The 20,873-nt window shown below is 68.6% G+C and carries 20 protein-coding genes and 1 pseudogene; 11 read left to right on the forward strand and 10 right to left on the reverse strand.

Features of this window, described 5'->3' with window-relative positions; all coding sequences use genetic code 11:
• Positions 1–105 (forward strand): annotated as a pseudogene (locus tag LE190_RS09550) (IS5-like element ISDge16 family transposase); the annotation flags it as partial.
• Between the two features lie 46 nt (positions 106–151).
• Here LE190_RS09550 and LE190_RS09555 read toward each other — a convergent pair.
• The gene (locus tag LE190_RS09555; protein ID WP_225238479.1) at positions 152–493 is read right to left on the reverse strand and encodes a hypothetical protein; all 342 of its coding nucleotides are present in this window, start codon (positions 491–493) and stop codon (positions 152–154) included.
• A gap of 120 nt (positions 494–613) precedes the next feature.
• Between LE190_RS09555 and LE190_RS09560 the strand changes: the two genes are divergently transcribed.
• From LE190_RS09560 to LE190_RS09580, 5 genes are all read left to right on the forward strand, one after another.
• Entirely contained in the window at positions 614–2,557 is a 1,944-nt protein-coding gene (locus LE190_RS09560) for a hypothetical protein (RefSeq protein ID WP_225238480.1), read from the forward strand.
• Positions 2,558–2,635: 78 nt separating this feature from the next.
• A complete protein-coding gene (locus LE190_RS09565; protein WP_225238481.1) occupies positions 2,636–3,430 on the forward strand; it encodes a thymidylate synthase in 795 nt (264 codons plus the stop codon).
• A gap of 102 nt (positions 3,431–3,532) precedes the next feature.
• The gene (locus LE190_RS09570) at positions 3,533–4,048 is read left to right on the forward strand and encodes a dihydrofolate reductase (RefSeq protein ID WP_225238482.1); all 516 of its coding nucleotides are present in this window, start codon (positions 3,533–3,535) and stop codon (positions 4,046–4,048) included.
• Position 4,049: 1 nt separating this feature from the next.
• Positions 4,050–4,688 (forward strand): DUF4337 domain-containing protein, encoded by a 639-nt coding sequence (locus LE190_RS09575; RefSeq protein WP_225238483.1) that lies wholly within the window; start codon positions 4,050–4,052, stop codon positions 4,686–4,688.
• Between the two features lie 174 nt (positions 4,689–4,862).
• Positions 4,863–7,121 (forward strand): arginine/lysine/ornithine decarboxylase, encoded by a 2,259-nt coding sequence (locus LE190_RS09580; protein ID WP_225238484.1) that lies wholly within the window; start codon positions 4,863–4,865, stop codon positions 7,119–7,121.
• Between the two features lie 62 nt (positions 7,122–7,183).
• Here LE190_RS09580 and LE190_RS09585 read toward each other — a convergent pair whose 3' ends face one another.
• The 5 genes from LE190_RS09585 to LE190_RS09605 form a co-directional block, all read right to left on the reverse strand.
• Positions 7,184–7,849 carry a cation efflux transmembrane domain-containing protein gene (locus LE190_RS09585; RefSeq protein WP_225238485.1) on the reverse strand — a complete coding sequence of 222 codons (666 nt, stop codon included), beginning with the start codon at positions 7,847–7,849 and terminating at the stop codon, positions 7,184–7,186.
• Between the two features lie 53 nt (positions 7,850–7,902).
• Positions 7,903–8,469: a dCTP deaminase gene (dcd, locus tag LE190_RS09590; protein WP_225238486.1), complete on the reverse strand. Its 567-nt coding sequence runs from the start codon at positions 8,467–8,469 to the stop codon at positions 7,903–7,905.
• Between the two features lie 37 nt (positions 8,470–8,506).
• Positions 8,507–9,340 carry an alpha/beta fold hydrolase gene (locus LE190_RS09595; protein WP_225238487.1) on the reverse strand — a complete coding sequence of 278 codons (834 nt, stop codon included), beginning with the start codon at positions 9,338–9,340 and terminating at the stop codon, positions 8,507–8,509.
• Positions 9,341–9,403: 63 nt separating this feature from the next.
• Positions 9,404–10,363 (reverse strand): hypothetical protein, encoded by a 960-nt coding sequence (locus tag LE190_RS09600; RefSeq protein ID WP_225238488.1) that lies wholly within the window; start codon positions 10,361–10,363, stop codon positions 9,404–9,406.
• Between the two features lie 243 nt (positions 10,364–10,606).
• Positions 10,607–12,958: a DNA internalization-related competence protein ComEC/Rec2 gene (locus LE190_RS09605; RefSeq protein ID WP_225238489.1), complete on the reverse strand. Its 2,352-nt coding sequence runs from the start codon at positions 12,956–12,958 to the stop codon at positions 10,607–10,609.
• A gap of 266 nt (positions 12,959–13,224) precedes the next feature.
• Between LE190_RS09605 and LE190_RS09610 the strand changes: the two genes are divergently transcribed.
• On the forward strand, positions 13,225–13,569 hold the full coding sequence (locus LE190_RS09610) for a hypothetical protein (RefSeq protein ID WP_225238490.1): 345 nt from the start codon (positions 13,225–13,227) through the stop codon (positions 13,567–13,569).
• 16 nt (positions 13,570–13,585) lie between these two features.
• Positions 13,586–13,885 carry a hypothetical protein gene (locus LE190_RS09615; RefSeq protein WP_225238491.1) on the forward strand — a complete coding sequence of 100 codons (300 nt, stop codon included), beginning with the start codon at positions 13,586–13,588 and terminating at the stop codon, positions 13,883–13,885.
• On the opposite strand, the gene LE190_RS09620 is transcribed toward LE190_RS09615, so the two are convergent.
• From LE190_RS09620 to LE190_RS09635, 4 genes are read right to left on the reverse strand one after another with little or no spacing between them, the layout of a single operon-like run.
• Entirely contained in the window at positions 13,882–14,685 is an 804-nt protein-coding gene (locus tag LE190_RS09620) for a TatD family hydrolase (protein ID WP_225238492.1), read from the reverse strand. The two genes, LE190_RS09615 and LE190_RS09620, sit on opposite strands and share 4 nt — an antisense overlap.
• Before the next feature lie 2 nt (positions 14,686–14,687).
• A complete protein-coding gene (gene lolD / locus LE190_RS09625) occupies positions 14,688–15,395 on the reverse strand; it encodes a lipoprotein-releasing ABC transporter ATP-binding protein LolD (RefSeq protein WP_225238493.1) in 708 nt (235 codons plus the stop codon).
• Positions 15,388–16,653 (reverse strand): lipoprotein-releasing ABC transporter permease subunit, encoded by a 1,266-nt coding sequence (locus LE190_RS09630; RefSeq protein ID WP_225238494.1) that lies wholly within the window; start codon positions 16,651–16,653, stop codon positions 15,388–15,390. Before LE190_RS09630 ends, lolD begins: the two co-directional genes overlap by 8 nt.
• A gap of 22 nt (positions 16,654–16,675) precedes the next feature.
• The gene (locus LE190_RS09635) at positions 16,676–17,968 is read right to left on the reverse strand and encodes a lipoprotein-releasing ABC transporter permease subunit (protein WP_225238495.1); all 1,293 of its coding nucleotides are present in this window, start codon (positions 17,966–17,968) and stop codon (positions 16,676–16,678) included.
• Between LE190_RS09635 and LE190_RS09640 the strand changes: the two genes are divergently transcribed.
• The 3 genes from LE190_RS09640 to recJ are packed head-to-tail and all read left to right on the forward strand — an operon-like array spanning position 17,967 to position 20,870.
• Entirely contained in the window at positions 17,967–18,119 is a 153-nt protein-coding gene (locus LE190_RS09640; protein WP_225238496.1) for a hypothetical protein, read from the forward strand. The two genes, LE190_RS09635 and LE190_RS09640, sit on opposite strands and share 2 nt — an antisense overlap.
• A 4-nt stretch (positions 18,120–18,123) precedes the next feature.
• Positions 18,124–19,158: a hypothetical protein gene (locus LE190_RS09645; RefSeq protein ID WP_225238497.1), complete on the forward strand. Its 1,035-nt coding sequence runs from the start codon at positions 18,124–18,126 to the stop codon at positions 19,156–19,158.
• Positions 19,155–20,870: a single-stranded-DNA-specific exonuclease RecJ gene (gene recJ / locus LE190_RS09650; RefSeq protein ID WP_225238498.1), complete on the forward strand. Its 1,716-nt coding sequence runs from the start codon at positions 19,155–19,157 to the stop codon at positions 20,868–20,870. The genes LE190_RS09645 and recJ overlap by 4 nt, the downstream gene beginning before the upstream one ends.
• The last annotated feature ends 3 nt before the right edge of the window (positions 20,871–20,873 follow it).

Below are 20,873 nucleotides of genomic sequence, written 5' to 3' on the forward strand. Positions count from 1 at the left end.
AACCGGCTGAAGGACTTCCGCGCCGTTGCAACGCGTTACGACAAGCGCGGCCATAACTACCTCGCCGCAGTCATCGTGGCGACAATAATGTTATGGCTTCCCTGAACTCAGTCAGACAGACCCTAGCCACACCGACCTGAAAAGGCGGCCCTTACCCGCCCGGCGCGGAGGCGATCCGCGCATACCACCCGGCGTACGGGGTGTTCTGCACCATCCGGCGGTTGTAGTCGGGGGCGCCGTCGCTCCACCACACGGGACCGCGCTCGCCCAGCGCCCGCTTGGCCAGGTCGACCGCGGCACGCGCGGCGCGCTCCGCTTCAGGCTCGCCCGCGCGCCTGGCCGCGCCGACCCGCCGGCGCGCCTCCATCAGCGCATCGACCAGCTGCCGGCGCCGTTCTTCCGGCAGCGCGGGATCGCTGCTGCGCCAGAGCCGGCCGCGTACGACGAAGTAGCGGCCGTCCGGCGTGCTCGGGTAGCGGTCGGGTTCTGCCATGGCGCCAGTCTAGCGCAGCACGGCGGCGGGCAGCGTCCGCCAGCCGTCGGGCGCGCCGGGCGGCAGCCGCGGTGTCGCCTGCCCTTGGTAGAATCACGCGTTTGCAACTTGTCCAGCTCCATGCCAAGCCCCGCCCCCGCCCCCGCCAGCGCGCCCCTGTACGCGCGCATTGCCTTCGCCGTCCTGTGCGCCGCCTTCGCACTGGCCTGCCTGGCCAAGGCGCGCCTGATCGGCGACGGCATGGAATACCTGGCCATGGCGCAGGGCTTCGTCGCGCACGGTTCGCCCGAACTGCGGCGCTCCGACGTGGAAGCGTTCAAGGCCATGCCGCCGCAGGCACTGGCCCGCGCGCGGCTGCAGCCAGGCATGCTCGAACCGGCCCTCGAACGCATCGAGCGCGACGGCGACATCGTGCACGGATTCGCGCGCGCCCTCGACGGCAGCGTGCGCGCCATCCACTTCTGGATGTACTCGCTGCTGGCCGCGCCCTTCTACGCGCTGGTGGTGGCGCTCGGCCAGAACCCCTTCATGGCCCTGGCCGCGCTGAACCTCGCCATCCTGGCGCTTGCCGCCTGGCGCCTGGCACGCTGGTTCCCCACGGCCGGGCTGCCGGAACTGTCCCTGCTGCTGCTCATGGGACCCATGTACTACACGGTGTGGAGCGGCCCGGAACTGATGGCCGGCTGCTGCGTGTTGTTCGCCGTGCTGGCGGCGCTGCGGCGCGACCTGGCGCTGACGGTGGCGCTGGCCGGCCTGGGCGCAAGCCAGAATCCATCGATCGCCGGCCTGATCCCGGCCGCCGCTGGCTATGCGCTGCTGTACCGCTGGCGGCCCGCGCTGGCGCTGGCGGCGCCGCCGGCAAGCGCGCGCCGGCCGCTGCGCGCCGTCCTGCTGATCGCGGCAGGCCTCGCCCTGGCCGTGCTGCCCTACTGCTACAACCAGCGCTGGTTCGGGATGCCGAGCATCATTGGACACTATTACACCGACCCCGGGCTGGTGCGCCCGGAGCGCCTGTTTTCCTTCCTGTTCGACCTGAACCAGGGCCTGGTGTTCGGCCTGCCGGCCCTGTTCTCCTGCGCGGCGGCCTTGCTGCTGGCCTGCGCGCCCGAGCGGCGCCGCGCCTGGTTGCTGCACCTGGCGATCGCGCTGCTGCTTTGCCTGGGCCTGGCGCTGCCGACGCTGGCGGCGAGCAACTGGAGCAGCGGCGCGATCGTCGTCGCGCGTTACGCCTACTGGACGGCGATGCCGCTGCTGGCGGTCGCCCTCGCGGGGCTGGCCGGATGCGCTGCGCGGCGGCGCTGGAGCGCGCTGGCCGTGGCCGTGCTGCTGCAGGCGCTGGCGGCCTGGCTGGTGCTGCCGCCACGGCATGCGCCGACCGCGCATGGACGGCTGGCGGGATGGGTGCTCGACCATGCACCGCAGCGCTACCATCCGGATCCGGAAATCTTCCTGGAACGCGAGCGCGGCCGCGAAGATTTCACGACCCACGACCAGGTGGTGCTGCACTGCGGCCCGGAAGGTCCGAACAAGCTGCTGCGCTTCTGGGCCAACAGCGAGGACACGGCGGGGCTGTGCGCACCGGGCAGTCACCTCGTCGCCGGCGGGATCGTCACCCTGGCCTCGGGCTGGCGCTATCACGACGCGCCGCTGCGCTGCGTCCCGGGAGCGGCGCCGGCGCTGCGCATCGCCGTCGGGCCGGCGCCGTCCGCGCGGCTGTCGCTCGGCGCGGGCTGGTCGCCGGTAACGGGCCAGTCGGTCTGGAACGTGGGGCAAGAGGCGCGCCTGCGCGTCACGCCACCGCCGGGACGCCAGGTGATCTCGCTCGGGCTGGTCGGCTACTACCATGCGCACGGGGTACGCGCCTCGCGCGTCGTGGTCAACGGCATCGACCTCGGCACCCACGCCCTGGGCCAGGCCCCGCACGCGCTGCCGGAAGCGCTCGGCGCCGCACCCGTCCTTGACATCGTGCTGACCCACACCCGTGTGCCACGGCCCACCGGCGGCAACGATCCGCGCCCGCTCGGCTTCTTCCTGCACGGCGTCCACCTGGAATTCGCACGGTAAACGACCCGCGTGGAGGGCGGCGGCACGGATGCCGGTATTACAAGCTACAATAGCGGGCTGTCATCCAATTCCATCCCCATGCGCCAATATCTCGACTTCATGCGCCATGTGAAAGAGCATGGCGCGGTCAAGACCGACCGCACCGGTACCGGCACCCTCTCGGTGTTCGGCCACCAGATGCGCTTCGACCTGCAACAGGGCTTTCCGCTCCTGACCACCAAGAAGGTCCATCTCAAGTCCATCATCCATGAACTGATCTGGTTCCTGCAGGGATCGACCAACATCGCCTACCTGAAACAGAACGGCGTAAGCATCTGGGACGAATGGGCCGACGAACACGGCGAGCTCGGTCCGATCTATGGCTACCAGTGGCGCAGCTGGCCTACGCCTTCGGGCGGGCATATCGACCAGGTGGCCCAGGTGCTGGACCAGATCCGCCACTCGCCGGACTCGCGCCGGATGATCGTCTCGGCCTGGAACGTGGCCGACGTGCCGGCCATGAAGCTGCCGCCCTGCCATGCCTTGTTCCAGTTCTACGTGGCCGATGGCAGGCTGTCCTGCCAGCTGTACCAGCGCAGCGCCGACATCTTCCTGGGCGTGCCCTTCAACATCGCCTCGTATGCGCTGCTGACCCACATGATGGCCCAGCAGGCCGGGCTCGAGGTGGGCGAGTTCATCTGGACCGGCGGCGACTGCCACCTGTACAGCAACCACCTGGAGCAGGTGGCGCTGCAGCTGTCGCGCACCCCGAAGGCCCTGCCGCGCCTGGCCATCCTGCGCAAGCCCGACTCGCTGTTCGACTACCGCTACGAGGATTTCGCGCTCGAAGGCTACGATCCGGATCCGGCGATCCGCGCGCCGGTGGCTGTCTGAGCCCCCAGTCCCGCACGCGCGTCGAGCCGTGCATATCGCTTGACACGTCCGTTTTAATGCAACAACAATTCAGGTCTTGAACACGATGGAGATGCGCACACGATGATGCCCGAGGCACAAGCAACGACCGGCCCGCGCCTGAGCCTGGTGGTGGCGATCGATGCCAGGGGCGGCATCGGGATCGACAACCGCCTGCCCTGGCACCTGCCGCAAGACCTGGCGCACTTCAAGCGCGTCACCCTGGGCAAGCCGGTCATCATGGGACGCAAGACCTTCGACTCGATCGGCCGCCCGCTGCCGGGGCGGCGCAACATCGTCATCACGCGCAACCCCCGCTGGTCGCACCCGGGCGCCGAGTGCGCCGGCTCGCTGGCGGAGGCGCTGGACCTGCTGGACGGCGCGCCGGCCAGCATCATCGGCGGCGCCCAGGTCTTCAAGGAGGCGATCGCGCTGGCCGACGCCATGGTCGTCACCGAGATCGACCGCGTCTACGACTGCGACACCTTCTTCCCGCCGATCGAGCGCGCCGTGTGGCAGGAGACGGCGCGCGAACCGCATCCGCCCGAGGCAGACGGCCCGGCCTATGCCTTCGTCACCTATACCCGCAGGGAGGCATGAGATGGCGGAACCGGGAACGCGCCCTCCGGGCTCGCGCGGCGGCGACGGTTTCGCCGGCAAGGTAGCGGTCCTGATCGCGATCCTGGCGACCCTGGGCACCATGTTCGGCTTCATCGGCAGCGCCGCCCACAGCAACGCGGCCCTGTACAAGAGCAATGCCGCGATCGCCAAAACCAGCGCCGCCAACGCCTGGGGCCATTACCAGGCCAAGGCCAGCCGCCAGAACCTGGCCGAGCTGGCCTCCGAGCTGCCGGGCGTGGACCAGGCCCACTACCGCGGCGAGATCCAGCGCTACGGGCAGGAGAAGGATGCCATTCGCCAGGAAGCCGAACGCTTCGAAGCGACTTCGGACACCTGGAATACGCGCTCGGAGAAGGAGCTGCACCGCCACCGCCAGTGGTCGGCAGCTTCGGTGGCCCAGCAGATCGCGATCTCGCTGGCCGCGATTACCCTGCTGTCGCGCCGCACCTGGCTGCTGACCCTGACCAGCGCGGTGGCCGCCTTCGGCATCACGCTGGCCATCTTCGCGGCGATCCAGGCCGATCCGCTGCCCTTCTCGTCCGGACCGCTGGCGGCCGCCGTGGGGGCGGCGCTGCTGACCGAGGCCATGCGCCGGCTCGGGCGCCGCCTGGGCGGCTAGTGTGCGCCAGTGATTGCGCGCACTGGGTAGGCTTCATGGCCAGAATCGCAAAATAATTGCACCGGTGCGCCTGATTTCTGCGAAAATCCGTTTCCTCTTTTCCCCGGTGCCGCTGCCGGCGTCCACTCCCTTCCGGGCCGGGCGCTTGCGCGGCGCTTCGCTTTGGAGCTGTCCATGAAATTTCGTTTCCCCATCGTCATCATCGACGAGGACTTCCGTTCCGAGAACACCTCCGGTCTCGGTATTCGCGCGCTCGCGGCCGCGATGGAGCAGGAAGGCATGGAGGTGCTCGGCCTGACCAGCTACGGCGACCTGTCCCAGTTCGCCCAACAGCAGTCGCGCGCTTCCGCCTTCGTCCTGTCCATCGACGACGAGGAATTCGGCGGCGGCTCGGCCGAGGAAACCGATTTCGCCCTGACCGGCCTGCGCGCCTTCGTCAAGGAAATCCGCCACAAGAACGCCAACATCCCGATCTACATCTACGGCGAGACCCGCACCAGCCGCCACATCCCGAACGACATCCTGAAGGAGCTGCACGGCTTCATCCACATGTTCGAGGATACCCCGGAGTTCGTGGCGCGCCACATCATCCGCGAAGCCAAGGCCTACCTCGATTCGCTGGCGCCGCCCTTCTTCCGCGCGCTCGTCAACTACGCCTATGACGGCTCCTATTCGTGGCACTGCCCGGGCCACTCGGGCGGCGTTGCGTTCTTGAAGTCGCCCATCGGCCAGATGTTCCACCAGTTCTTCGGCGAGAACATGCTGCGCGCCGACGTCTGCAACGCGGTCGAGGAACTCGGCCAGCTGCTCGATCACACCGGCCCGGTGGCCAAGTCCGAGCGCAACGCGGCGCGCATCTACAACGCCGACCACTGCTACTTCGTGACCAACGGTACCTCGACCTCGAACAAGATGGTCTGGCACTCTACAGTCGCCCCGGGCGACATCGTGGTGGTCGACCGTAACTGCCACAAGTCGATCCTGCACTCGATCATCATGTGCGGCGCGATCCCCGTGTTCCTGATGCCGACCCGGAACAACCTCGGCATCATCGGCCCGATCCCGCTGGAAGAGTTCACGCCCGAGTCGATCGCCCGCAAGATCGAGGCGAATCCGTTCGCGCGCGAGGCCGTCAACAAGAAGCCGCGCATCCTCACCATCACCCAGTCGACCTACGACGGCGTGGTGTACAACGTCGAGACCCTGCGCGAAATGCTGGATGGGAAGATCGACACCCTGCACTTCGACGAAGCCTGGCTGCCGCACGCGGCCTTCCACAGCTTCTACCAGAACATGCATGCGATCGGCGAGAACCGCCCGCGCGCCAAGCAGTCGATGATCTTCTCGACCCAGTCGACGCACAAATTGCTGGCCGGCCTGTCGCAGGCCTCGCAGGTCCTGGTGCGCGAATCGGAAACCGTGAAGCTCGACCAGGACGCCTTCAACGAGGCCTACCTGATGCACACCTCGACTTCGCCCCAGTACTCGATCATCGCCTCCTGCGACGTCGCCGCGGCGATGATGGAAGCGCCGGGCGGCACCGCCCTGGTGGAGGAATCGATCCTGGAAGCGCTGGACTTCCGCCGCGCCATGAAGAAGGTCGACGCCGAATTCGGCGACGACTGGTGGTTCAAGGTGTGGGGCCCGGACGTGCAGTCGGAGGAAGGCATCGGCACCCAGGAAGACTGGATGATCCACGCCGAGGACGACTGGCACGGCTTCGGCAAGCTGGCCCCGGGCTTCAACATGCTCGACCCGATCAAGTCGACCATCGTGACGCCGGGCCTGTCGCTGGACGGCCAGTTCGGCGAAACGGGCATCCCGGCCTCGATCGTGACCAAGTACCTGGCCGAGCACGGCGTGATCATCGAGAAGTGCGGCCTGTACTCCTTCTTCATCATGTTCACGATCGGCATCACCAAGGGCCGCTGGAACACCCTGGTGACGGCGCTGCAGCAGTTCAAGGACGACTACGACCGCAACAAGCCGATGTGGCAGGTGATGCCGCAGTTCGCCTCGGCCAACCCGCGCTACGAGGACCGCGGCCTGCGCGAACTGTGCACCGAGATCCACCGCTTCTACAAGCAGTACGACGTGGCGCGCCTGACCACCGAGATGTATCTGTCGGACATGGTGCCGGCCATGAAGCCCTCGGACGCCTTCGCCAAGATGGCGCACCGCCAGATCGAGCGCGTGGCAATCGACGAGCTGGAAGGCCGCATCACCGCGATCCTTCTGACGCCTTATCCGCCGGGCATTCCGCTGCTGATCCCGGGCGAGCGCTTCAACAAGACCATCGTGGATTACCTGCGCTTCGCACGCGACTTCAACGAGCGCTTCCCAGGCTTCGAGACCGACGTGCACGGACTGGTCAAGCGCGAGGTCGATGGCAAGCGCGGCTACTTCGTGGATTGCGTGAAGCAGGACGCGTAAGCCGCCGCAAGGGCGTAAAAAAAGGGGCGCAAGCCCCTTTTTTTTATACCAGTGCAGTCGTGTTAGCGGCGCTTGAGTTCGACCGGACCGGCGGATGCAGGCGCGGGTGCCGCGGCCTCGCGCATCTCGCGCCGTGCGTGCGTGACGACCGAGTACGCGGCGGACAGGCCAAGCAGGCCCATGATGGTGGCCACCAGCAGGTCCGGCAAGCCGCTGCCGGTGCCGAACACGCCCAGGGCAGCCAGCATCACGGCCACGTTGGAGATCGCATCGTTGCGGGTGCACAGCCACACCGAGCGCATGTTGGCGTCGCCGTTGCGGTAGGCCCACAGGAGCGCTCCCACCGCGCAGTTTGCGAGCAAGGCAAGGAAACCGACCACACCCATGGTTTCCGCCTTCGGCACCACACCCAGCTGGAGATGCCAGAGCGCGGTGCCGAGCACGAAGATGCCATAGCCGCCCATGGTCGCGCCCTTGAGCAGCGCGGTGCGCGAGCGCCAGAGCGGCGCCAGCCCGAGGACGAACAGCGAGATGCCATAGTTGGCGGCGTCGCCGAGGAAGTCGACCGCATCGGCCAGCAGCGCCACCGAGCCGGCCGCCCAGCCGGCGAGGATCTCCACGCCGAACATCAGCGCGTTGACCCACAGCGCGATCCAGAGGACGCGCCGGTAGCGCGGATCGACCGGCGCCTTGCCGGGAGAGCAGCCACCGCTGCAGCAATCAGCCATTCGGGCAGCCCATCAATATGATTCGATTCTGACAGGATAGCGCAAAATCTGAATCAGGTTTTCGGCAGCGTCACGCCGTGCTGGCCCTGGTACTTGCCACCGCGGTCCTTGTACGAGGTCTCGCAGACTTCGTCCGATTCGAAGAACAGCACCTGGGCGCAGCCCTCGCCGGCGTAGATCTTGGCCGGCAGCGGCGTGGTGTTCGAGAACTCCAGGGTCACGTAGCCCTCCCACTCGGGTTCGAACGGCGTGACGTTGACGATGATGCCGCAACGCGCATAGGTCGACTTGCCGAGGCAGACAGTCAGCACGTTGCGCGGGATGCGGAAGTATTCGATGGTGCGCGCCAGCGCGAAGGAATTCGGCGGGATGATGCAGACATCGCTCTTCACGTCCACGAAGGAATTCGAATCGAAGTTCTTCGGGTCCACGATGGTGCTGTTGATGTTGGTGAACACCTTGAACTCGTCGGCGCAGCGGATATCGTAGCCGTAGGACGAGGTACCCCAGGAGATGACACGGCGGCCGTCCGACTCGCGCACCTGGCGCGGTTCGAAGGGTTCGATCATGCCAGCCGATTCCGCCATGCGGCGGATCCATTTATCGCTCTTGATAGCCATAGTCGGGATTCCAGAAAATCAATCCCGCGATTCTACGCTAAACGCTAGCCGCTGGCACCTTGCCGATGTCCGCCGGCGCACTGCGCAACAGGCGTTCGATCATCGCGTGGGTCAGGCGCGCCGTTTCTTCCGGTTTTTCGAGCGGATACAGATGCCCGCCCTCGATCGTGACGAGGTGCTGGCCGACCAGGCGCCGGGTCGCGTCCAGCCCGGCCTGGCGCAGCTCTTCGGAATGGCTGCCGGCGATGAAGCCGATCGGCAGCGGATAGGGTTCGCGCAGGATCGCGCCCATGTGGTGCGGCAGCGTGTTGTAGATGCGGGTCTCGACGCTGCGGTCGAAACGCAACTGGACACCTTCCGGATGCGGCTTCAGTCCGTGCTCGAGGTAGTCGTCGAGCGCACCCGGGGCCCAGGCCTGGAACATCGGCTTGGCGATGAAGTGCTGGTAGGCGCTGGCGCGGTCCGGCCATACGTTGCGGCGGCGCTCGGAAAAGCGCGCCGGCGAGAAGCGCGAACCCATGCCGCGCCGCTTGATGAACTTCCAGGCCAGGGCGCGCCAGCCGGCCACCACCGGCGAGTCGAGCATGACCACGGCGCGCGCCAGGTCGGGCCGCTGCTTGGCCGCCATCATGCTCAGCATGCCGCCCAGCGAATGGCCGACCAGCACCGGCGCTCGCTCGTACCCTTCCAGCTGGTGGATGAGCTCATCCACCAGGCCCTGCCAGCCATCGCCCACCGGGAAGCGCGGGTCGTGGCCGACCATGTCGTGGGCACGCAGCTCGTAGTGCGGTGCCAGGGCCTGGAACAGCCGGCTGTAGGTACCAGCCGGGTAGCTGTTCCCGTGGGAGAAGTGCAGCAGGGGTTTGCTCATGGGCGGAATGCCGTTATCAACACCGAAGCATTGTAATGAAAGACGGCTGCGGGCGGACGCCGTTTAGAGGGGTTCGCCTATACCCGGGCCGTACCGCTCGCGCCGGACTTTCCTGCGCCCCAGCATGGCGATGGCCGCCAGGCCCGCGGGGAACATCGCGTAGGGAGCCGGCTCGGGCACCGGCCGCGCCGTTTCCGCACCGCCGGGGTTCAGGATGTAGCTGACGCCGACCAGGGTCTGGGCCAGGATCTGGTGGTGGTCGTTGATGTCCATGCCCCAGGCATCCAGGTCGCTGATCGCCGGCAGGTCGTAGACCTCGCCGCCGCTGTACAGGAAACCCATGTAGCCGCCGAACACCCCGACCACCTCGCCATGGCTGTTGATGCCGTAGGCGACGCTCGACGTGTCCGGTCCCATTTGCTCGCCATACTTGTCGATCAGCATGCCGCCCAGGTCGATCAGCTTGCCCTCCGGTGTCCACAATGCAGCGCGCCCGCCCGCTTCGCCGGCGGCGTAGCCGGCGTTGTTGACGACGCGCGCATGGCCACCGTTCCTGCCGCCGGTATCGAGCAGCACGACGGCGTTGCCGACGAAGCGCGCGGGACGTTGCTTGTTACTCCCATACATGGAGGCGGTGCTGCCGACAACCACGCCCGAATCGTTGACGTCCCAGCCGAAGCTCAGGTATTCATCCCAGCCGAGCAGCGACACCGAGCCGTCCGGCCGCAGCAGCGTGGCATAGTCCGTCGGACGGCGGGCGCCCGGCTTGCGTACATCCTCGATCCGGCTTGCGACGTCGCCATGGATATTGATGCCATGCGTGCCCAGGTGCGGGCCGAGTCTGGCCACCGAACCGTCCGGATAGTGCAAGGCGCCGTTGTAGACCATGACGCCGGCATCGTTGATGTCGATCATTCCCCTGGCTGGCGCGAGGTAGCTCAGCTTGCCGCCACTGGCGATGAAGAACTGGTCGTCGCGTCCCTGTGGATAGGTGAAACCGACGACCTGGCCATGGTTGTTCATGCGGAGGCCATAGATTCCTTCCCCGACCACGGTGGGGGTATATTGCGGTATCGCATGGACAGGCTTGGTGGTCACGCACAGGAGCGCAAGCAGCGCGGTGCAAAGAAAGCGAGCAGTACCCATTCTGTTCCTCGTTAAAAATTACATAAAGTGCAATGAATACTATTGCACTTAGACACGCATCTATTGGGGTAGAACAATTTTTTGCTGCCAAGTCCTTGCTGGCCATGGTTGATGGCTGCGCTACCTGCCGTGCCAGTAGCGCTTGCGCGTCTGCCGGTAGGTGCTCAACGCCAATGCCGGGCCAAACTGCAGGGTGACGGCGCCAGCTTCATCGGTCCGCAGGCGCCGGATACCCATGCCGGCATAGCGCGCATCGACCTCCGCCTTCGGATGGCGGAAGCGGTTGCGGTAGCCGACCTGAAAGATGCCGACGCTCGGCCCGACCGCCTCCAGGAAGGCCACCGTGGACGAGGTGCCGCTGCCATGGTGCGGCGCCAGCAGCACGTCGGCCCGTAGCCGGCCGGCGGCGCTGCGCAGCAGCCCTGCCTCCTGGGCCGCCTCGATATCGGCGGCCAGCAGCATGGCGCGCCCGCCGGCGCTGATGCGCAGCACGCAGCTGCGCGCATTGGCCTTCAGTCCGTGCAGTGCATAGCTGGCGGGGTCCGGTCCCAGCATCTCGAAGCGCACGCCGTCCCAGTGCCAGTCCTGGCCCACCTCGCAGCGCAGGTGGCTGCGCGCCGCGCGCCGCGCCGGGTGGCCAGGGCCGAGGGACGAGCGCAGCTGCGCCACCTCGATTCCGCCCAGCAGCGTGAGTGCGCCGCCCGCGTGGTCGGTATCGCTGTGTGAAACGACCAGCGCATCGAGCGTCCCGATGCCGCGCCCGCGCAGGTAGGGCAGCAGGATGCGCCCGGCCGCGTCCACGCCGGGCGCGTAGCGCGGTCCGGTGTCGTACAGCAGCCGGTGGTGACGGGTTTCGACCAGCAGGGCCATGCCCTGCCCCACATCGAAGGCGGTGACGGTGAAGCGGCCTGGCTCGGGCGCTGCCGGCAGCCCGATGAACATCGGCAGCCAGGCCGCGGCACCGGCCCAGCGCCGCGGCCAGCCACGCGGCGCCAGCATCCAGGCTGTGCCAAGCAGGGCCAGCACGAAGCACCATGCTGGCGGCGCCGGCGCCTGCAGCACGGCCAGCGGGCTGGCCGCCAGCAGCCGCAACCCGTCGGCCAGCAGCGCAAAGACGAGGTGGGCCAGGCCCAGCACCGGCTGCGCCAGCGGCGCCGGCAGCAAGGCCCCGAGCAGGGCGAGCGGGGTCACCACCAGGCTGACCACGGGAATGGCGGCCGCATTCGCGAGCGGTCCCGCCAGCGACACCTGGGCGAACAGCAGCATGCCAAGGGGGACCAGTCCGAGCGTGACCGCGTACTGGGTGCGCGCGGCCGCGACCAGGGTGCGGCGCCAGCCGCCGCCGCCCTCCGGCAGCCGGCCAAGGCCGGCGTACAGGATCACCGCCACCGCGCCGAACGACAGCCAGAACCCGGCGCCCAGCACCGCCCACGGATCGACCAGCACCACCACCGCCAGCGCCAGGCACAGCACATGCGACAGGCTCACCGTGCGTCCCCACCAGAGCGCGGCCGCCACCACCGCCAGCATGTAGAAGGTGCGTTGGGCCGGCACCCCGAAGCCGGCCAGCAGCACGTACAGCAGCGCGACCAGGGCCCCGGCCAGGGCCGCCGCCTTCTGCGCAGGCAGCCATAGGGGCCAGGCCGCGCCTTGGATGAAGCAGGAGCGGCGCCACAGCATCGACACCGCCCATGCGCCCAGGCCGGCCAGCATGGTCACGTGCAAACCGGAAATCGAGACCAGGTGGCTGATCCCGGTGCGGTTGAACACATCCCAGTCCGGTTGCGGGATGGACCGCTGGTCGCCGATCACCAGGGCCACGATCACGCCGGCGTAGCGCTTGCCCGCGAGCTGGGCGACGATGTGGCGGCGCAGCGCGGCGCGGGCACGCTCGACCAGGTGGCCAGGGCGCGCCACGAGGGCGGCCAGGCGCACATTCCCTGCCGGCCGCACGTAGCCGGTGGCACGAATGCCCTGCTCGAGCAGCCAGGCTTCGTAGTCGAAGGTGTGGGGATTCGCATTGCCGTGCGGGCGCTGCAGGCGTACCTGCAGCTGCCAGCGTTCGCCCGGCCGTACTGCCTCAGGATCCGCGGCCTCGCCCCGGCGGCTGTACCAGGACAGCGCGATTCGTCGCGGCACCACGGCGCCTGGCGTCAGGACCCGTTCGACGCGGAAGTTGAAGCGCGTGCCGCCGTCCATCGCCTGCGGCAGGCTGTCGACGGTGCCGACGATGGACATGTCCCTGCCCTCCTGCGACCGGGGCAGCGCGTCGGCCAGCGCGAGGTGGGCCGCCATGGCGGCCCAGGCGGCGCCGCAGAGCGCCGCTGCCAGCAGGGTCGCGGGCAGCCGGCGCAGTGCGCCGAGGAGCAGCGCCGCGGCCACGGCCCAGGCCAGGGTGGCCACGGCCGGCAGCTCGGCACGGGTCTGCAGCCAGCAGGCGCCGAGGACGAAGGCCAGGATCGCACAGCGCATGGTCGCGTTTCACGCAGCCGGAGTGGTATGGAATCGACGATTCTGCGCGACGACGGAGCGGGACGGTAGAGGCAACACAAGATTGATCGCTCCGTGCCCGCAGCCGATAACGGCCGGCCGGCGATTCACCGACGCGTTGCGAAAACGCAGTGATTGATTTGCCGAAATTCAATTCGTGGCAGCCGGACCCGGTTAGAGTGGTTCGCGTCCATGTCCTGCGCGCAGGCGATGCGCTTCGCTGGCGCCCCACCACGCACACGAGTCGTATGCCACACCGATCCCTGAGTGGCCTTTTCGCCCTTACCCTGTCCTGCTGGCTCTGGCCCCTGTTGCACTCGCTTGGCATTGAGCTCATCGAGGCCTCGGGCTACGCGCTCAAGCTCGGCGCTTACCTGCTGAACCTGCTGGCGATGGCGGCGTCCATCGTCCTTGCCGTCCCGCTCAGCTGCTCGCTCTACCTGGCATCGAGGCGCCAGCACGCTCCCTTGGAACCAGCGCGGATCGTCCGGCTGGCGTGCGGGTCCAGCATCGGCATCAGCGGCCTCATCATTGGCCTGTTCGTCTGGATGAACATGTTCTGCCTCGTCGGCGCCTGCCCGCGGCCGAACTGAAGCGCCGGGTCTGCCCATGCCAGGCCGCTGCGCCAAGCCGGCTTCGCGCAAGCGGCTGGTCCTGGTCCACGTCGGTGTCGCGCTGGCCGTGTGTTTCTGGATTTCCTTCGGCTTCGCCGGACTCGCGCCAGCCCAGGAGATCACGGCAGCCGCCTGCCCGGTCCTGCTCCCCTTCCTGGGTGCGGCGCTGCTGGCACTGGCGCGCCGCAAGCGTGCGGCGGCCAGCTTCGCCATCTCCGGGCTCGCCAGCCTCGCGACCCTGATCTGCTTTCCCGTGCTGTATTCGGCGATCCTGATCTGCCTGTGGCTGTTCTAGGATGCCAGGCGTGCCGCCAGCCGCGGCAGCGCCGCGAGGGTATTCGCGTGCATCGCCGCGCACACCTCGTGCACCCCGATTCCGCGCAGTTCCGCCAGCACCGCGCCGATGCGTGGCAGCTCCTCGGGCGCATTGCGCCCCGGATGGATCCAGCACGGCGCGATGTCCGGCGCGTCCGTCTCCAGCACGATGGAGGCCAGCGGCAGCTGGCTTGCCAGGCGCCGGATCTGCAGCGCCCGCGTAAACGTCATGTTGCCGCCGAAGCCGAGGTGGAAACCCAGGTCGATGAAGTTCTGCGCCTGCTGGAAGCTGCCGTTGAAGGCATGCGCGATGCCCGACGGCGGGCGGATCTGGCGCAGGTGCTTGAGCACCTGGTCCTGCGACTTGCGCACGTGTAGCATCACCGGCAGCCCGAGCTCGCGCGCGATGCGCAACTGCTCGCGCAGGAAGCGCTCCTGCTTGGCGCGCATGGCCGGTTCGCACAGCTGGGGGAGGAAGAAGTCGAGCCCGATCTCGCCGATGCCGGCAAAGGCCGGGTCCTCCAGCGCGGCCGCGGCCGCCGCGTGCAGGGCATCCAGGTCCTCGTCGCGCGCCTGCGGCACGCAGATCGGATGAATGCCGAGCGCGTAGCTGACGTTCGGCGCGCGCGCGGCCAGTCCGGCGACGGTTGCGAAATTGGCGCGCTCCACCGCCATCGCCACGATCGCGCAGACCCCGGCGCGCCCCGCGCGCGCCGCGATCTCCAGCGCGCCGGTGCCGAATTCCGCGGCATCGAGGTGGCAGTGGGTATCGATCCACATGGCTAGCCTTCGACCGCCTGCAGGCCGTGTTCGGTGAGGCGCAGCACACGGTCGCAGCGGCGCGCCAGTTCCATGTCGTGGGTGACGATGACGAAGGCGGTGCCGAGGGTGCGCGACAATTCCAGCATCAGGTCGAAGATCGACTGGGCGGTGCTGTGGTCCAGGTTCCCGGTCGGTTCGTCGGCCAGCACGCAGGACGGCTCGGTGACCAGGGCGCGGGCCAGGGCCACCCGCTGGCGTTCACCGCCCGACAGTTCGCCCGGACGGTGCACGGTGCGCTTGCCCAGGCCGACCCGGCCGAGGATGGCTTCGGCCCTGGCCAGGGCCGCCGCGCGCGGCGCGCGCCGGATCATCAGCGGCATCATGACGTTGTCCAGCGCCGAGAATTCCGGCAGCAGGTGGTGGAACTGGTAGACGAAGCCGAGCGAGGTGTTGCGCAGTTCGCCGCGCCGGGTCTCGGACAGGGTGGCGAAATCCTCGCCCAGCAGGCTCACCTTGCCGCGCGAAGGCGTGTCCAGGCCGCCCAGCAGGTGCAGCAGGGTCGACTTGCCGGAGCCGGAAGCGCCGACGATGGCGACCCGCTCTCCGCGCCCGATCGAGAAATCGATGCCGTCCAGGACCTGCACCGTGTAGTCGCCCTGCTTGAAGGTCTTGCCCAGGCCACGGCAGGACAGCACCGCAGCGGTGGAAGGATTGACTGGATTATTCATAGCGCAGCGCCTCCGCAGGTTTCACGCGCGACGCCGACCAGCTCGGGTACAGGGTCGCAGCAAACGCCAGCAGCACCGATACGCCGCCGATCTTGAACACGTCCGGCCAGCGCAGGTCGGACGGCACCGCGCTGATCAGGTAGATATCTTTCGACAAGAACTGCACTCCCAACAGGTTTTCGATAAAGGGCACGATGACGTCGACGTTGAGCGCCACCAGCACGCCCCCGCCCACGCCGAGCACGGTGCCGAGGATGCCGACCAGCGCCCCCTGCACCATGAAGATCTTCTGGATCGAGCGCGGCGAGGCGCCCAGGGTACGCAGGATGGCGATGTCGGCCTGCTTGTCGGTCACCGTCATCACCAGGGTGGACACCAGGTTGAAGGCGGCCACCGCGATGATCAGGGTGAGGATAATGAACATCATCTTCTTCTCGGTCTGCACGGCGGCGAACCAGCTCGCGTTGAGCTTGGACCAGTCGCGCATCTCGAGCTCGCCCGGCATGCTTTTCGCCAGCTGCTGCGCCACCAGCGGCGCGTCGCGCATCTCGGCGATGCGCAGGCGCAGGCCCATCGGCGCGTCCAGGCGCTCCATGCGCTGGGCGTCCTCGATGTGGATGAAGGACAGCGCGCTGTCCAGGCGCGGGTCGCCCGCTTCGAAGATGCCGGCCACCGTGAAGCTGCGGCTGCGCGGCAGCAGGCCGGCCGGCGTCACCTGGCCCTTGGCCAGCATCATGGTGATGCGCTCGCCAATGCCCACGTTCAGGGCGCGCGCCAGTCCGTAGCCGAGCACGATGTTGAAGCCGCCCGGCTGCAGGGCCGCCAGGCTGCCGGCGCGTACCTGGCCGGCCACCTGCGACACCTTTTCCTCTTCGCCCGGGAGGATGCCGCGGATCGCGGACGGACGCATGGCGGCGCCGTTTACCAGCAGGCCCTGGGTCTCCACGAAAGGCGCCGCGCCGCGCACTTGCGGGTTGCGCGCGGCCTGGGCGGCGGCGGCGCGCCAGTCGGGCATGCTGCCGCTGCGGTCGAACACCTCGATGTGGGCCAGCACCGAGAGCATGCGGTCGGTGACGTCCTTCTGGAAGCCGTTCATCACCGACAGCACGATGATCAGGGCCGCCACGCCGAGCGCGATGCCGGACACGGAGATCAGCGAAATGAAGGAAATGAAGCTGTTGCGGCCGCTGCGCTTGCCGGCGCGCGTGTAGCGCAGGCCGACCAGCCACTCGTAGGGCAGGTTCTGGGTCAGTCTCATGGTGCGATGGCGGTAAGCGTTGTCATTCGTAGCGTAGGGCTTCGGCCGGCTTCACGCGCGCGGCCGACCAGCTCGGGTAGAGGGTGGCGAGGAAGGCCAGCAGCACCGCCACGCCGCCGATCCAGCCGACGTCGGCCCAGCGCAGGTCGGACGGAATCTCGCTGATCAGGTACACCTCCTGCGACAGGAACTGCACGCCGAGGCTGCGCTCGATGAAGGGCACGATGATGTCGACGTTGAGCGCCACCACCACGCCCAGCAGCACGCCGAGCGCGGCGCCCAGCAGCCCGACCAGGCTGCCCTGCACCATGAAGATCCCCATCACCGAGCGCGGCGAAGCGCCCAGGGTGCGCAGGATCGCGATGTCGGCCTGCTTGTCGCGCACTGTCATGACCAGGGTCGAGACCAGGTTGAAGGCCGCCACCGCCACGATCATGGTCAGGATGATGAACATCATGCGCTTTTGCGACTGCACGGCGGCGAACCAGACCGCGTTCACCTTCGACCAGTCGCGCACGTACAGCTCGCCCGGCAGGCTGGCCTGCAGCTCGGCCGCCACCTGCGGCGCGCGCGCCATGTCGGCCAGGCGCAGGCGGATGCCGGCCGGCGCGGCAACCCCCGCCAGCGCCTCGGCATCCGCGATGTTGGCGAAGGCCAGGGTGGAGTCGAACTCGTAGTGCCCGGCCTCGAAGATGCCGGCCACCGTCAGCGGGCGGGTGCGCGGCGGCGCGGCCGCGCGGGCTGCGGACTGCGCCGTGGCCTGCAGGTCGGATGGATTGGAGGCCAGCAGCAGTGTCACCCGGTCGCCCACGCCGACGTCGAGCGCCCTGGCCAGCGCGCGCCCGATCACGATGTTGTAGCCGTCCGGCCGCAGCGCGTCGAGCCGCCCTGCGCGCATGTGGCGCGCCACGTCCGACACCTTCGCCTCGCTGGCCGGGTCGATCCCGCGCAGCAGCACCGGCTTCATCACCCCGTCGCTGAGCAGCATGGCCTCGACCTCGGCGAAGGGCGCGGCGGCGCGCACCTCGGGATGGCGCAGCGCCAGCGCGCTGCTGGCGCGCCAGTCCGGCATCTGGCCGCGGGCGTCGAACACCTCGATGTGGGCCAGCACCGAGAGCATGCGCGCCGTGACTTCCTTCTGGAATCCGTTCATCACCGACAGCACGACGATGAGCGCCGCCACGCCGAGCGCGATGCCGGCCACCGAAGCCATCGAGATGAAGGAAATGAAGCTGTTGCGCCCGCTGCGCTTGCCGGCGCGCGTGTAGCGCAGGCCGACTTGCCACTCATAGGGCAGCTTGTGGGTGATGCTCATGAAATCCGTAAATGTGTGTGATGGGTTTGCCAACCCGGCAGTTTGCCAGACATCGCGCTTTCATGGCGCAAAAGAAAGCATGGCGCGTGTGGCGGACCTGCCCGCCGCCGCCCCGGCGGCATTCGCCGAAGCCGTATTTGCCCTAAAATAGCGGCATGCCGCACATTACGCTCGTCCTGCCCCACCTGCTCCCGCTTCCCGAATTCGCGCCCGACCTGGCGCGCGCCCTGCAGACCCCCGCGCTCGCCGCACTGCTCAGCCGCACCAGCGCGTATGACCGCAGGGGCGCCGCGGCGCCGGCCGACGGCGCCCAGGCCCTGCCGCACGAAGCCTGGCTGGCGCGCGCGCTCGGCCTGTCGCCCGAGGGCCGGCCGGCCTTCGCGGCCAGCGCCATGCGCGGCTTCGGGCTCGACCCGCAGGACGGCACCTGGTACATCGTCAACCCGGCCCACATCGAGATCGCGCGCAGCCATTCGATGATGGCCGACCCGCGCCAGCTGCAGCTGGACCAGCCGGACAGCCGTGCCCTGTACGAAGCGGCGCGCCCGCTGTGCGAAGAGATCGGCCACCCGCTGCTGTACGGCGACGCACAGACCTGGTTCCTGCGCGCCGACGACTGGGACGGCATCGACAGCGCCACCCCCGACACCGTGGCCGGCATGGACCTGAGCGACTTCGTCCCGCGCGGGCGCCACGCCCTGCCGCTGCGCCGGCTGCAGAACGAGGTGCAGATGCTGTGGCACGCGCATCCGGTGAATGCGGCGCGCGAAGGGCGCCGCCTGCCGGCGGTGAATTCGTTCTGGCTGTGGGGCGCGGCCACGGCGGTCTCGGGCGGTCCGCCCCCGGCCCTGCCCGTGATTGCCGTGGACGCGCCGGGCTGGGTGCGCGGCCTGGCCACGCGCAGCTTGGAGCGCCTCGACGGCGTCGAGGACCTGCTGGCCGGAGACGGCATCGTGGTGGCCGGCAGCCTGGCCGAAGCCGCGCTGGCCGCCGACTGGGGCAGCTGGGTGCAGGGTGTGCAGCAGCTGGAACACGCCCTGTTCGCGCCGCTGCACGCGGCGCTGCTGGGGGGCCGCATCCAGACCCTGCGCCTGGTGCTGAGCAGCCGCGACGCCCTTGCCGAATGCACCACCACCGCCATGGCGCAGCGCAAATTCTGGCGCCGCCCGACACTGGAACGACTGACGTGAGCACCACCAAGCATACCAAGACCCGCATCGCCACCCGTCCCTGCCCCTTCCGCACGTCGGAGCTGCTGCGCCAGGGCGGGGTGCACCCGGTGCTGGCCCGCATCTACGCCGCGCGCGGCCTGCAGGACCCGCGCGAGCTGTCCAGCGAGCTGGCGGCGCTGGTGCCGCCAGCGGCGCTGCGCCATATCGACACGGCGGCCGTGTTCCTGGCCGACGCGATCGGCGCCGGCAAGCGCATGACCATCGTCGCCGATTACGACTGCGACGGCGCCACCGCCTGCGCCGTGGCCCTGCGCGGCCTGCGCATGATGGGGGCGAACGTCGACTACATCGTGCCGAACCGCTTCGAGTACGGCTACGGGCTGACGCCCGAGATCGTCGAACTCACGGCGCGCGAGACATCGCCGGACATCATCATCACGGTCGACAACGGCATCGCCAGCATCGACGGCGTCATCGAGGCGAACCGGCGCGGCATCGAGGTCGTGGTCACCGACCACCACCTGCCGGGCGACGCCCTGCCGCCGGCACGCGTGATCGTCAATCCGAACCAGCCGGAATGCGGCTTTCCCAGCAAGCACCTGGCCGGCGTGGGCGTGGTGTTCTACGTGCTGCTGGCACTGCGCGCGGAACTGCGCCGGCGCGGCGTGGTCGATGCCCAGACCCAGCCGCGCCTGGACAGCCTGCTCGACCTGGTGGCGCTGGGCACCGTGGCCGACGTGGTGCGCCTGGACGCCAACAACCGCATCCTGGTGGCCCAGGGCATCCGCCGCATGCGCGCCGGCCGCATGCACGCCGGCGTGGCCGCGCTGTTCCGCGTGGCCGGGCGCGAGGCGCGCTGCGCGTCGCCCTTCGACCTCGGCTTCGCGCTGGGGCCGCGCCTGAACGCCGCCGGCCGGCTGGAAGACATGTCGCTCGGGATCGAATGCCTGGTGACCGACGACCCCGGCCGCGCGTGGGCGATCGCCCAGCAGCTCAACGAGATCAACCTGAAGCGGCGCGAGATCGAGGCCGAGATGCAGGACACCGCGCTGCTGCACCTGGACAGCTTCGAGCCCTCGGGGGCAAGCACCATCAGCGTGTTCGACGACGGCTGGCACCAGGGCGTGATCGGCATCGTCGCCTCGCGCCTGAAGGAGAAGTTCTACCGGCCGACGATCACCTTCGCGCCGGCGGGCGACGGCTGGATCAAGGGCTCGGGCCGCTCGATCCCGGGCTTTCACCTGCGCGACGCGCTCGACCTGGTCTCCAAGCGGGTGCCCGGCCTGATCGACAAGTTCGGCGGCCACGCGATGGCGGCCGGCCTGTCGATCCGGGGCGAGCATTTCGACAGCTTCCAGCAGGCCTTCGAGGCGGTCGGCAAGGCCTGGCTGACCGAAGCGCAGCTCGAGCGCATCATCGAAACCGACGGGCCGCTGGAGGACGAGTTCTACTCGACTGCTTTCATCGAAGAGATGGACAGCCAGGTCTGGGGCCAGGGCTTCGCCCCGCCCGTATTCTGCGACGAGTTCCGCGTGGTGAGCCAGCGCATCCTGAAGGAGCGCCACCTGAAGCTGCTGCTGGAAAAGAACGGCCGGCGCTACGACGCCATCTGGTTCGGCCACACCGACAGCCTGCCCGAGCGCGCGCGGGTCGCGTTCCGGCTCGACGCCAACGAATACAACGGCGTCACCAAGGTCCAGCTGCTGGTCGAACACGCCGAGCCCGCGTAAGGA

Source organism: Massilia hydrophila, from assembly GCF_020208145.1.
Taxonomy (GTDB): Bacteria; Pseudomonadota; Gammaproteobacteria; order Burkholderiales; family Burkholderiaceae_D; genus Telluria; species Telluria hydrophila.

Bases quoted from the DNA above. Each gene is read 5' to 3' on its own strand.
- LE190_RS09555 (WP_225238479.1), bottom strand. From the start codon at position 493: ATGGCAGAACCCGACCGCTACCCGAGCACGCCGGACGGCCGCTACTTC.
- LE190_RS09560 (WP_225238480.1), top strand. From the start codon at position 614: ATGCCAAGCCCCGCCCCCGCCCCCGCCAGCGCGCCCCTGTACGCGCGC.
- LE190_RS09565 (WP_225238481.1), top strand. From the start codon at position 2,636: ATGCGCCAATATCTCGACTTCATGCGCCATGTGAAAGAGCATGGCGCG.
- LE190_RS09570 (WP_225238482.1), top strand. From the start codon at position 3,533: ATGATGCCCGAGGCACAAGCAACGACCGGCCCGCGCCTGAGCCTGGTG.
- LE190_RS09575 (WP_225238483.1), top strand. From the start codon at position 4,050: ATGGCGGAACCGGGAACGCGCCCTCCGGGCTCGCGCGGCGGCGACGGT.
- LE190_RS09580 (WP_225238484.1), top strand. From the start codon at position 4,863: ATGAAATTTCGTTTCCCCATCGTCATCATCGACGAGGACTTCCGTTCC.
- LE190_RS09585 (WP_225238485.1), bottom strand. From the start codon at position 7,849: ATGGCTGATTGCTGCAGCGGTGGCTGCTCTCCCGGCAAGGCGCCGGTC.
- dcd (WP_225238486.1), bottom strand. From the start codon at position 8,469: ATGGCTATCAAGAGCGATAAATGGATCCGCCGCATGGCGGAATCGGCT.
- LE190_RS09595 (WP_225238487.1), bottom strand. From the start codon at position 9,340: ATGAGCAAACCCCTGCTGCACTTCTCCCACGGGAACAGCTACCCGGCT.
- LE190_RS09600 (WP_225238488.1), bottom strand. From the start codon at position 10,363: ATGAACAACCATGGCCAGGTCGTCGGTTTCACCTATCCACAGGGACGC.
- LE190_RS09605 (WP_225238489.1), bottom strand. From the start codon at position 12,958: ATGCGCTGTGCGATCCTGGCCTTCGTCCTCGGCGCCTGCTGGCTGCAG.
- LE190_RS09610 (WP_225238490.1), top strand. From the start codon at position 13,225: ATGCCACACCGATCCCTGAGTGGCCTTTTCGCCCTTACCCTGTCCTGC.
- LE190_RS09615 (WP_225238491.1), top strand. From the start codon at position 13,586: ATGCCAGGCCGCTGCGCCAAGCCGGCTTCGCGCAAGCGGCTGGTCCTG.
- LE190_RS09620 (WP_225238492.1), bottom strand. From the start codon at position 14,685: ATGTGGATCGATACCCACTGCCACCTCGATGCCGCGGAATTCGGCACC.
- lolD (WP_225238493.1), bottom strand. From the start codon at position 15,395: ATGAATAATCCAGTCAATCCTTCCACCGCTGCGGTGCTGTCCTGCCGT.
- LE190_RS09630 (WP_225238494.1), bottom strand. From the start codon at position 16,653: ATGAGACTGACCCAGAACCTGCCCTACGAGTGGCTGGTCGGCCTGCGC.
- LE190_RS09640 (WP_225238496.1), top strand. From the start codon at position 17,967: ATGAAATCCGTAAATGTGTGTGATGGGTTTGCCAACCCGGCAGTTTGC.
- LE190_RS09635 (WP_225238495.1), bottom strand. From the start codon at position 17,968: ATGAGCATCACCCACAAGCTGCCCTATGAGTGGCAAGTCGGCCTGCGC.
- LE190_RS09645 (WP_225238497.1), top strand. From the start codon at position 18,124: ATGCCGCACATTACGCTCGTCCTGCCCCACCTGCTCCCGCTTCCCGAA.